Origin of the sequence: Stieleria sp., from assembly GCF_041595215.1 — a bacterium.
Lineage (GTDB): Bacteria > Planctomycetota > Planctomycetia > Pirellulales > Pirellulaceae > Stieleria > Stieleria magnilauensis.
This window is the reverse complement of sequence record NZ_JBFHKV010000157.1, coordinates 1-11,051: the sequence shown is the minus strand read 5'-3', so window position 1 is coordinate 11,051 and position 11,051 is coordinate 1. Positions and strand designations below refer to the sequence as shown.

Genomic DNA, 11,051 nt, shown 5'->3' with positions numbered 1-11,051 from the left:
CAAACGATGATCAGCCGTTTGGCGCGAGCCTACGGGCCCCAGCACTCGGTCGTTTGCCCCGCTCAGCGACCGGCCAACAACACGACGACGCGGGTGGCGATGGACTTCCCCGTGCCGATTTCGCCGACACCTTCGCCGGTCTTGGCCTTGATACTGACCCGATCGGCATCGACGCCCAGCATGTCGGCGACGTGGGCCCGCATGGCGTCGATGTGTGGCGCCATTTTGGGGTGTTCGGCCAGGATCACGCAGTCCAGGTTGACGATTCCCATTCCGCGTTGGTGAACTTTGTCCAGGGCTGCTTGGACAAAGTCGCGGCTGTCTCGGTCCGCATTGACGTCGCTGGTGTCGGGGAACAGACGCCCGATGTCGGCGGCACAGATCGCGCCCAACAACGCGTCGGTGATTGCATGCAGCAGCACGTCCGCATCGCTGTGGCCGATCGCGTGCAGTTCTGCCGGCACGTCGATGCCGCCGATCCGCAGCGGCCCGCCGGCCCCCAATCGATGCGAGTCGTACCCCAGTCCGATCCGGAGGTTTGGCACGTTGGCGGGCGTCGAGGTCATCGATTGGCGTGGATTTGGCGGCGGGGAACGATCGAGCGGGAGACGATGTGAGACAGGCTGTCTCGTGGCAAATGGATCTCGCCACTACAATACCGCCGCTTGTCATTTTTCTCCAGCGTCACCCGAGTGCCATGTCGATCATTGAAGTCCGAGACCTGACGAAGTCCTATCGCGTTTATCGCAAGGGCGAAGGTCTGAGGGAGAGTCTCAAGGGGCTCTTTCACCGGGAATACCAGGAGGTTCATGCGGTCCGCGGAATCGACCTGGACGTCCAGGCGGGGGAGTTTGTGGCGTTTCTGGGACCCAACGGAGCCGGCAAGACGACGACGCTGAAATTGCTGTCCGGCGTGATCGACCCGACCAGCGGCGATGCGACGGTGATGGGCTATGTGCCCTGGCAACGAAAAAACGCCTATCGCCGCCGATTCGCCCTGGTGATGGGGCAAAAAAACCAACTGTGGTGGGATCTGCCGGCGCAGGAGTCCTACCGGTTGCAGCAACAGATTTACGGGGTTCCGGAAGATCAGTTTCGCAGCACGATGGATGAGCTGACGGATCTGTTGGAGGTCGGTTCGTTGCTGAGCCAGCCGGTGCGAGAGCTGTCGCTGGGCGAGCGGATGAAGATGGAATTGATCGCGGCCTTGCTGCACAGTCCCGACGTGCTGTTTTTGGACGAACCGACGATCGGGTTGGATGTCATCGCCCAGCACAACATCCAGCAATTCCTGCGTTACTACCAAGAAAAACGCAAGATCACGATCCTGCTGACCAGCCACTACATGAAGGACGTTGCCGCGTTGTGCAAGCGGGTGGTGGTGATCGCCCGCGGCACGATCGAGTACGACGGTTCGCTGTCGGGAATCGTCGACAAGTTTTCCGGCTACAAGATCATCACGCTGCAATTCGCCGAAGAGCATCATCCGGACTTGCGAGCGTTCGGGGAGGTGTTGTCCGAAACGTGGCCGAAAGTGCGGCTGAAGGTCGCCCGGGCGGACGTCCCGCGGGTCTTGTCACGCTGTCTGGCCGACCATCCGATTGAAGACGTGGCGGTGGAAGATCCGCCACTGGAAGACGTGATTGCCGGGTTGTTTCGGGAGACGAGCGAGAAGCAGGCGAGCTAGAATGATTGAACATAATCGCCAAAAAGCGTATTTTTTCCCAATGCTCCTCCAGCCACCACGATCGCTCAATGGATTTTGAGAAAGAATTTCGCATCAAGCCCTCCGAATCGGTTTCGCTGAAGAAACGCGAAACGAAAACCAAAGGCCCCTTCGAGGACAAGGCGGATGCGGTCGCAGCGACGGAAAAGAACATCGCCACGATCCAGGAGCTGCAGTACCGCATGTACGTCGAGGCCAAGCAGTCACTGTTGATCGTTCTGCAGGCCCCCGATGCGGCCGGCAAGGATGGCGTGATCCGCAAGGTGCTGGGCAAGATGAATCCACAGGGATGCCGAACGTACCCGTTCAAAGTCCCCAGCAGTGTGGAACTGGCGCATGACTTTTTGTGGCGGATCCACTCCTGCACCCCGGCACGCGGCAAGGTTGCGATCTTTAACCGATCGCATTATGAAGACGTGCTGGTGGTCCGAGTTCAAAACCTGGTTCCCGAGTCCGTTTGGCGCCCGCGTTACGAGATCATCAACGACTTTGAACGCAATTTGGCCGCCAACGGCACGCGGATTCTCAAGTTTTACCTTCACATCAGCCCCGAAGAACAGCTAGAACGCTTTCGAAAGCGTTTGGAAAACCCGGCCAAACACTGGAAACTGAACCCCGGCGATTACGAGGCCCGCAACCAATGGGACGACGTCCGTCGGGCTTATGAAGATGCATTTGAACGTTGCAGCACCAAATACGCCCCTTGGTATGTGATCCCCGCAGACCACAAATGGTTTCGCGATGCCGCCATCTCCTCCATCGTCGCCAAGACGTTGAGTGAGATGGATCCAAAATTCCCTCCCGTCGATGTCGACTTGGACGAGATTCGACGCTTGTACGACTTAGCAAAGGACGCCCAGAAAATCTGATGGCAGAAATCACCCTACGCGACATTGAGATTTTCTATGATGGCGAAACGTTGAAGATCTCCAGCAGCGAAGACCCCGATAAATCCGTCTCCTTCGATCCCAAGACGGTCAAGGGACTCGTTGATTTCGTGCACCTGCTCTCACCGCCGGAAGAAACCGAGACACAGACACAAGAAGAAAACCGCAGGGAGTCGTTTCGCGTTCCGGTGATCGAAGACAGCGGACTGCGCGTCACCCTGATCTCCGGCAAAGAGCGTTGCGAGTCCAAGCCGACCAACATCAGCATGACCGGGGTGTTCGTCGAAGTCCCCAAGGACCGCACGATCCCCCTGGACATCAACGACGAACTTCGCGCTCGGCTGTCGATGAATAAAACGGAAATCGAACTCGAAGCGATCGTACGACGCATCGAGCCGAACGGTTTTGGATTGTTCTTCCCCGAAGCATTCAAGGGCGAACACGTCGATCCACCACCAACGGTTCGACGCATCGTGATGGATCTGCAACGTCGCTGGATGATGCTTCGCAAAGATCTTTAACGCAGGAACCGTCGATGTCGATTAAACGTGTGAGCTGCCCTCGCTGCAACGCGGCGATGAATGTCCCCGCTTCGATGGCGTCGACGCGATGCGCGTCGTGCGGCGAAACGTTTGCAATCGCCGCAGCCGGGGCGGGGCAGGCCAAGCCACAACGCGGGGCCGATTCCAAATCCGCCGCGGTCGACGACGAAGACGACGGCCGCTCGGAGGACCGGATCGGGCAGTGGCTGGTCGTCGGCGGAGTCGCCGGCGTGGCCGTCGTCGGACTGATTCTGCTGGTCCTGTTTTCGGGCGGGGGCGAGGAGGAGCCTGAAAAACCCAAGCTTCCGGTCCGGACGCAAGCCACGGTCGTCGAAAATCTGAACCTGGACGAGACGCCCTCCGACACGGACTATCGCGAAGTCAATCTGCCCGAATCGACGCGTCAACAGATCTATCGCGACTACTCCCAGATGATCGCGTCTTCGTTCGGCAAGTCCAAGAAGATTCCCAGCGGGGGAGCCGCCGGCCAAGCGCTCAACAAAACTCTCGGATCGGTCGTCGATCGCGAAGTGACGCACATGGCGTTGGTTCACGGCATCAGCGAAGAAGACATCGCGCAGATCTACGCCGAGGGCCGCGCGAAAGGCTGGTAATGAGACACCGGTGGCGTCATTTTGACACCATGGTCACGCGGCGTCGAGCGTCAAGTCGGCTGCGGTGGGGCGTGAGAGAAGGGTGTCTAGGAAAGCAAGGGTGTCTAGGAGGTGCGGACTCCGGCGCCATGGTCGCGGTTTCCCGTTTCGACGATATATTGGCCCGTCATGTGCACGCGGAATCATCGATTCGGGTGCTACCCGTTGTCGAAGGGTTCGCCGCGGGCACCCAGCCAGGTCACTCCCAATCCCAAGGAACAGCGTTCCCATGAACAAACTACTACTCGCCGCCGCGGTTTGCGTCGGCTCACTGGCCGTTTCAGAATCGACCAGTCAGGCAGGGGACTGTTATTACCGTCGCTCGGTTGCCCGACCGGTGGTCCGTTCGGGCTACGCCTACCGCGCCCCGGTCGCCGTCTCACGTGTTTACTCCGGCGTCTATCGCGCTCCGGTGTCCCCCTACATTGCCCCCGGGTACCGCCCCTACTCGTCCTATCGACCGGGCTATGGTTACCGACCGGGTTATGGCGGTTACATCGGACCGGGCGTCCGCTTTGGCGGTTATCCGGGTTACGGCTACGGCCGCAGCGGGATCTCGATCGGATTCGGGTTCTAAGCGTCTTGCGATCCGACCGCCGGTGAAGTTCTATTGAGGACTCGGGGTTCGATTGACGAATCGACCCCGAGTCACCCTTTCGCAACTTCGGTTTGAAAAGCAGGATCTACGTGGACAAAAAGCAGAAGAAACGGCTGGACGTCATCAACAAAAAACTGACCAGTTTGCGGCAACAATTGGCCGGCTCGCGTCAGCAAGCCGATGACCTCAGCGAGCTGAAAGAGCTGGAAGACGAGATCGCCAAATTGGAAGCCGAGGCGGCGGAAATCAAAGCGAAAAAGTGAGCCCATCGAAAAGTCGATTGACTGGCGGTCCCTGTTCACCGTTATTCTCGGCGAAGGTCTTGGGGCGATACGAAGTCGTCTACTCTCGTTGTGATCAGACCGGGTTCATTCAAACCGAGCCGCCGTACTGGCTTGACGAAGCCTACCAGCAGGTGATCGCGGATCTGGACATCGGCTTGTTGCAACGCAATGCGGAGAAGGTCGAACTGGCCTGCGCGGTGTTGCGCCGAATTTGTCCCGACGGCCGACGTCTGCTCGACTATGGTGGTGGCTATGGCGTGTTCACTCGAATGATGCGCGATCGCGGGTTCCCGTTCCAACACACCGACGCCTATTGCGACTGTCTGTTTGCCAAGGGGTTTGAGGTGGACTTGGCGGACACCCCCACCGACGAAACGTTCGATTGCATCACGGCCTGGGAAGTTTTTGAGCATCTCGAGGATCCGATGACGGTCTTCGACGACTTGCTTGGTCGGGGAAGGTCGCTGCTGTTTTCAACGATCTTGGTCCCCGATCCGACGCCGACTTCCGCGGATCAGTGGTGGTACTTTTTGCCTGAAACGGGCCAACACGTGTCGTTCTATACGCAACCGTCTTTGCAATATGTCGCGGATCATTTCGGTGCCGCGCTGTACACCGACGGCGTGGCGCATCATCTGTTGACACGCGAGCGAATCACGCGCGATCCGTTCCGCGACGCCGGGCCGATTCGTCAGGTTATCAACAAGCTGAGAGCGAAATTGGGTCTGGGCACGGTGTCGAAAACCGAAGCGGCATTACAAGCCGGTGAAGCACTCCGCCAATCCGATTATCAACTCGCCTTGCAGCGGCTGCATCAGTCCTGGGACCGCGACGGAGCGAATCAGAACACACCGCCGATTGAACCCGCCGATGGCTAAGCCTCAAGTCCTGATCGACGGCACGGTGTTTGAAGGCCGCGGGCGAATCGGCGTCTGGCGGCTGTTCTATGAGTTGATTTCGCGAACGACAAGCGAGGTGGATTACACGCTGTTGGTGGGTGCCTCACCACAGCAGGACATTCCGGCCGGAGTTGACGTGGCCCGTTTTGTTCGCGGCCCCGAGTTGGTCACCAGGCGGCACGTCGTCTGGCGTATGCTCCGCCCGATGTTGCACGGTCGTCTGCGTTCCCGGTTCCCCGATCACATCTGGCACCCGACGTTTTTCTCGCTGGATCCACGCGGCAGGGCTGTAGGGTCTGACCATCCGAAACGTCTGGCGACCGTCTATGACATGCTTTCGGAAGACTTTTACTGGATGGGAGACTTCGCGCTGCAACGCGAAATGAAACAGCGGTGCGTGGAACAGTCCGACCACGTGCTGACGATCTCCCACGATGCCGCCGAAGGGTTGGTCCGGTACTTTCCCGCGATGCGCGGGCGGGTGACCGTGATGCACCTGGCCGCCGACCACCGTGGGCAACTGACCCCGTCGCCGTCCAGCGTCCCCGAGTCCACGGGCGATTTCGATGCCGCACCTCACAGCGGCGACGATGTGCTGCCGCCACGCTATGGTCTGTTTGTCGGCGGGCGGAACCTGTACAAGAACTTTTCGACGGTGGTTCGTGCGCTGGCAACGCCCCAGTGGCCTGATGATCTGCCGTTGGTTGTCGTCGGGGCACCGTTCGACGCAGCGGAACAGGCCTTCATCCGATCGCACGGGGTTGCCGACAAAATCGTTTCACTCGGCGCGGTGGGCGACGATCGGTTGGGCGAGTGCTACCGAAAATCAGCCTGTTTTGTTTTCCCAAGTCTGGGAGAAGGATTTGGGTTGCCCGTTCTGGAGGCGCAATCTCACGGCACGATCCCGGTCCTGTGTGACACCGGCGTGTTTCGCGAGGTGGCCGGTGACGCTGCGATCTTTCATCCTGCGAATGATCCGGCAGGGCTTGCCCGTGCGGTTCAAGCGGCGGTCGAAAGACCGCAACAGGTCGGTCCGGCGGCGATGCAAGCGAATCTGCAACGCTTCTCGTGGGACCGCGCCGCCGCCACGCTCGTCGACACGTACGAATCACTTTGGCGGGATGGCGCTCCATGAGTGAACCAGCTCGGATCGCGTATTTCAATGGTGGTTCGGGGGTCCCCTCGGTCATTTTCCGCACGCCGCTGTTGAGCCGTTTGGAAGAACTCGGGCATCACGTTCGTTTCTATCCGTGCATCCCAAACCGCTATGAGCATTGGCCGCTATTGGGATGGCGAGTCAGTCAAACGCTGAAGGTTGCGATTCGTCGATGGCAAATTCGAAGCATCGCCAACGGTTCGTTTGACAGTGTGATCCTCGAAACCGGTGCCCTTCACTCGGACGATGACGTGCTGGAGCATGAACTGCGGAGGGTCGCCAGACGGCTGGTGTACGACATCGACGACGCCGTGTTTCTGTTGTTTCCCGAGAAAATCAAGAGGATTGCGGCGATGTGCGATCACGTGATTGCCGGAAACCAGGCGATCGCGGATTGGATCCGACCGTACAATCCGTCGCTTTCGATCATTCCGACGTGCGTGGATGAGCGTGTTTACGCGTCGAAGTGGGAATCGGAGCAGCACGCGTCGGCAGGTTCGCTCGCCGGTGAGACGGGGGCTGTCAAGATCGGCTGGGTCGGATCGGCGGGCAATGTCGCGCTGCTCAAGGCAATCCTGCCGGCCATCGAGAAACTCGCCGAACAAAAACCGTTGAGGTTTCATATCATTACTGCGCGGGCGGCACACGAAAGCATGGACGCGGGAACGAAAGACCTGTTGCGCTGGATCGACATCGATCGATGCGACATCGCGGCGGAACTGAGACAGCTTGATGTCGGAATCATGCCATTACCCGAGGACCACGAATGGTCGACGTATAAATGCAACGCCAAGATGATTCAGTACATGGCCAGCGGGCTGCCGACGGTGGCGTCGGACGTCGGTTTCAATCGGACCCTCATCGAAGACGGACGGGAAGGGTTTTTGGTGCGAGATTTGTCGCAGTGGCAGGCCGCCATCGATCGGCTTGCGGGGGACGCGGCGTTGCGAGAGACTATGGGGCGGGCTGCGCATGTTCGAGTCCGTGCGGAGTTCACCGTCGCGAATCGAGTGGACGATTACGAGCGCGCCGTCCTGCTGCGGTCGCGACAGGTCGCCGAGTGATTTCGATGATTGACTCACCGGGTCTGGCACGCGCGACTTCGAAGGGCGTCGCGTCCACCGCTGAAACAGCATCGTGTTTCACTCCTGAACTGCACAACGGACCTGATGGCAATCGAAACTGAATCCGATTTAGGTTCCGAGGATTGGGATGAAATTCTCGAGCCCAACGCCGCGGTCTTCAACTTGCGTTTGCGTGAAGTCTGGTTGTACCGCGACCTGCTGTATCTGTTTACGTATCGGGACATCGTCTCGTTTTATAAACAGACCATCTTGGGGCCGCTGTGGTTTTTTATTCAGCCGATCTTCACCACGCTCGTCTACGTGTTGGTGTTCGGCAAGATTGCCAAACTCTCCTCCGACGGCATCCCGCAGATTTTGTTTTACATGTCGGGCGTGGTGCTGTGGAACTACTTTTCCGAATGCTTCAACAAGACCGCGACCGTGTTTCGCGATAACGCCGCGTTGTTCGGCAAAGTCTACTTTCCGCGGTTGTTGATCCCGTTGTCGATTGTCACGTCGAACCTGATTCGGTTCGCCATCCAGTTCGGATTGTTTCTGGCGTTGCTGGTCTACTTTGTGGCGATCGGTGAGGTGACACCCAATGCGTGGGCGTTGCTGTTGCCGTTGAGTGTGTTTGTGATGGCGACCCTGGGGCTTGCCTTCGGGATGCTGTTTTCGGCATTGACCACCAAGTACCGCGATCTGATCTTCCTGTTGCAGTTCGGGGTTCAGTTGCTGATGTATGCGACGCCGGTGATTTACCCGATGTCACAGATCCCCGAAGGGATCTCCGGCGTGCTGGCTTGGAACCCCTTGGCACCGGTCTTCGAGCTGACCCGTCTCGGGTTCTTGGGCTCGGGCACGGTGTCGATCGGCGGCTTGGTCTATGCTGCGACGTTTGCGGTCGTTGCGTTCCTGATTTCGACGGTGATTTTTAATCGCGTCGAACGAACCTTTATGGACTCGGTCTAGTGTCGGCAGCCATTCGATTTGAATCCGTTTCAAAACGTTACCGATTGGGAGAGGTCGGTACCGGAACGCTCTCGCATGACCTGCATCGTTTCGTAGCTCGCTTGCTCGGCAGACCGGACCCGTTTGCGTTGGTCGGGACGATCAACGATCGCGAGGTTGCGGACGGGTTCGGCGAAGGCTCCGACGGCGACCTGCAAAGCGACAACGCCGGCGACAACGCTCGCGATGAAACTACGGCAAAGGTCTCCGGCGGCCGCCGAGCCAAGCGACGAAACGACTACGTTTGGGCGTTGAAAGACATCGATTTCGAAGTCCCACGGGGCGAAATTCTCGGGATCATCGGGCGCAACGGGGCCGGCAAGTCGACGCTGCTCAAGCTGCTGTCCAAGATCACCGCGCCGACGTCCGGTAGGATCAAAACGAAGGGCCGTGTGGCAAGTTTGCTGGAGGTGGGCACCGGATTTCAGCCGGAACTGACCGGTCGAGAAAACATCTATTTGAACGGCGCGCTGCTGGGCATGCGGCGACACGAGATCCGGTCGCGACTGGACGAAATCATCGAGTTCAGCGGCTGTGCAAAGTACATCGACACGCCGGTCAAACGTTACAGCAGCGGCATGACCGTTCGCTTGGGGTTTGCCGTCGCGGCGCACCTGGATTGTGAGATCTTGGTCGTCGACGAAGTGCTGGCGGTGGGAGATGCGGAGTTCCAAAACCGCTGCATCGGCCGCATGCGCGAGGTTTCGGCCGGTGGCGGGAAAACCGTTCTGTTTGTCAGCCACAACATGGGATCGGTTCGGTCGCTGTGTCGCCAAGGGGTGGTCTTGGATCGAGGCGAACTGGTGACGATGGCGCCGATTTCCGACGCGATCCGCGATTACTTTGAACGCAACGCCGGGGCGGAGACCGGGGCGCACTGGCATGGCACCGTCGACCCGACGGCGGCGTTCGCCGTTGAGCATGTCAGCGTCGTCGGTCAGGGACAACCATCGTACGACGCGACGGACCAATCCAATGTGATTTCGCCCGACGAGGCCTTTCAAATCACGATCCAGTACACCGTCGGCAAACCGCTGCCACCGATGCGAGTCGGATTCCAGATCTTGTCCGGCGAAGGCCCGGTGGTGGTGGAGGCCTACGATTCGGACGCCCCCGACTGTCGCGGTCCCCGGTCACCGGGACGCTACTGCAGCACCTGCACGATCCCCGGTCACCTGCTCAGTCCGGGCTGGTACTATCTGACTCTCAACGCCGGGATCCCACACGTGGAAAACCTATTCAACCAAGCCGGGGTGGTGAAGTTCAGGATTCATGAAAGTGAACTGGACCGGGCGCAGCGCACCAGACGTTCGGGAGTGCTTCAGCCCTGTTTCCAATGGGAGACGAAATCATCTTAAAGCGAATCGCAAGACGAATCTTACGTGCCGAGATTGAGACCTTGACGGCCGAGCGTGACGCTTTGGCCAGACACGCCGATGCGTTCATTCCGACGGACCAGTTTCAGGATTCCGACGTCTTCATCGCCGGCTATCCCAAGTCGGGAAACACGTGGCTGCAGCTGATGGTCGCCGCCATGCTGTATCGGCTCGACCCGAGCCACACGCCCGATTCGCTGGTCCAGGAACTCGTCCCAGATATTCATTACAAGGCGTTCTACAAGCGATTCCTGCCGACGACGTGCTTCAAAACCCACGCGCTACCCCACCCCGATTACAAGCGGGTGTTGAACATCGTGCGTGACGGACGCGACGTGCTGTGTTCCTATCGCAGTTTCAACGAAGCGCTCGGCGAGGCGGACGATTTGGACGACATGATCGCCGGCCGGGTGGAGATGCGTTGGGGCGAATGGCATCGCCACGTGATCGCCTGGCAACAGAACCCCTTTGACGCAGAGATTCTGACGGTCCGCTACGAGGATTTGAAGACTGACTGTGGGAACCAATTGCGACGTATCGCGACGTTCATGCAATTGGACCTGGGCACGGCGGAACTTGCCACGATCGCCGACTCCACCCGAGTCGACCGAATGCAGGATCGTGAGCGGCGCTTCGGCTGGGACAACAAACTCTGGCCCGCGGAAAAACGATTCGTTCGCCGCGGAGTCAGCGGGGGATACAAAGACGAAATGACGGCCGAGCAGATCGCCGCGTTCAACGAGCGTTATCAAGAGGCGTTGCAGCAGCTCGGCTATCCGCTGTGACAGGACGGGAGCGAATGTGCAGTGAGGATCAGTCGTTTGGAGCGAGTGATCGTTCACGCGATTGTGGGTT

The 11,051-nt window shown here is 59.1% G+C and carries 13 protein-coding genes; 12 read left to right on the top strand and 1 reads right to left on the bottom strand.

What is annotated here, in order from left to right; translation table 11 throughout:
• Window positions 1-62 precede the first annotated feature (62 nt).
• A complete protein-coding gene (ispF, locus tag ABX749_RS08585; protein WP_372895615.1) occupies window positions 63-566 on the bottom strand; it encodes a 2-C-methyl-D-erythritol 2,4-cyclodiphosphate synthase in 504 nt (167 codons plus the stop codon).
• Between the two features lie 131 nt (window positions 567-697).
• Between ispF and ABX749_RS08580 the strand changes: the two genes are divergently transcribed.
• From ABX749_RS08580 to ABX749_RS08525, 12 genes are all read left to right on the top strand, one after another.
• The gene (locus ABX749_RS08580; RefSeq protein ID WP_145208386.1) at window positions 698-1,687 is read left to right on the top strand and encodes an ATP-binding cassette domain-containing protein; all 990 of its coding nucleotides are present in this window, start codon (window positions 698-700) and stop codon (window positions 1,685-1,687) included.
• 68 nt (window positions 1,688-1,755) lie between these two features.
• Window positions 1,756-2,595 (top strand): polyphosphate kinase 2 family protein, encoded by an 840-nt coding sequence (locus ABX749_RS08575; RefSeq protein WP_372895614.1) that lies wholly within the window; start codon window positions 1,756-1,758, stop codon window positions 2,593-2,595.
• Entirely contained in the window at window positions 2,595-3,134 is a 540-nt protein-coding gene (locus ABX749_RS08570) for a PilZ domain-containing protein (protein ID WP_372895613.1), read from the top strand. Before ABX749_RS08575 ends, ABX749_RS08570 begins: the two co-directional genes overlap by 1 nt.
• 14 nt (window positions 3,135-3,148) lie before the next feature.
• Entirely contained in the window at window positions 3,149-3,769 is a 621-nt protein-coding gene (locus tag ABX749_RS08565) for a hypothetical protein (protein ID WP_145208381.1), read from the top strand.
• Window positions 3,770-4,037: 268 nt separating this feature from the next.
• A complete protein-coding gene (locus ABX749_RS08560) occupies window positions 4,038-4,385 on the top strand; it encodes a hypothetical protein (protein WP_372895612.1) in 348 nt (115 codons plus the stop codon).
• Between the two features lie 110 nt (window positions 4,386-4,495).
• Window positions 4,496-4,669, top strand: coding sequence for a hypothetical protein (locus ABX749_RS08555; protein WP_372895611.1), 174 nt, complete (start codon window positions 4,496-4,498; stop codon window positions 4,667-4,669).
• Between the two features lie 17 nt (window positions 4,670-4,686).
• Window positions 4,687-5,568, top strand: a complete 882-nt coding sequence (locus ABX749_RS08550) for a class I SAM-dependent methyltransferase (protein ID WP_372895610.1) — start codon at window positions 4,687-4,689, stop codon at window positions 5,566-5,568.
• Window positions 5,561-6,724 (top strand): glycosyltransferase family 4 protein, encoded by a 1,164-nt coding sequence (locus ABX749_RS08545; protein WP_372895609.1) that lies wholly within the window; start codon window positions 5,561-5,563, stop codon window positions 6,722-6,724. Before ABX749_RS08550 ends, ABX749_RS08545 begins: the two co-directional genes overlap by 8 nt.
• Window positions 6,721-7,809, top strand: coding sequence for a glycosyltransferase (locus ABX749_RS08540; RefSeq protein ID WP_372895608.1), 1,089 nt, complete (start codon window positions 6,721-6,723; stop codon window positions 7,807-7,809). The genes ABX749_RS08545 and ABX749_RS08540 overlap by 4 nt, the downstream gene beginning before the upstream one ends.
• A 105-nt stretch (window positions 7,810-7,914) precedes the next feature.
• Window positions 7,915-8,781, top strand: coding sequence for an ABC transporter permease (locus ABX749_RS08535; RefSeq protein ID WP_372895607.1), 867 nt, complete (start codon window positions 7,915-7,917; stop codon window positions 8,779-8,781).
• On the top strand, window positions 8,781-10,178 hold the full coding sequence (locus ABX749_RS08530) for a polysaccharide ABC transporter ATP-binding protein (RefSeq protein ID WP_372895606.1): 1,398 nt from the start codon (window positions 8,781-8,783) through the stop codon (window positions 10,176-10,178). Before ABX749_RS08535 ends, ABX749_RS08530 begins: the two co-directional genes overlap by 1 nt.
• Window positions 10,179-10,219: 41 nt before the next feature.
• Window positions 10,220-10,981 carry a sulfotransferase domain-containing protein gene (locus tag ABX749_RS08525; protein ID WP_372895605.1) on the top strand — a complete coding sequence of 254 codons (762 nt, stop codon included), beginning with the start codon at window positions 10,220-10,222 and terminating at the stop codon, window positions 10,979-10,981.
• The last annotated feature ends 70 nt before the right edge of the window (window positions 10,982-11,051 follow it).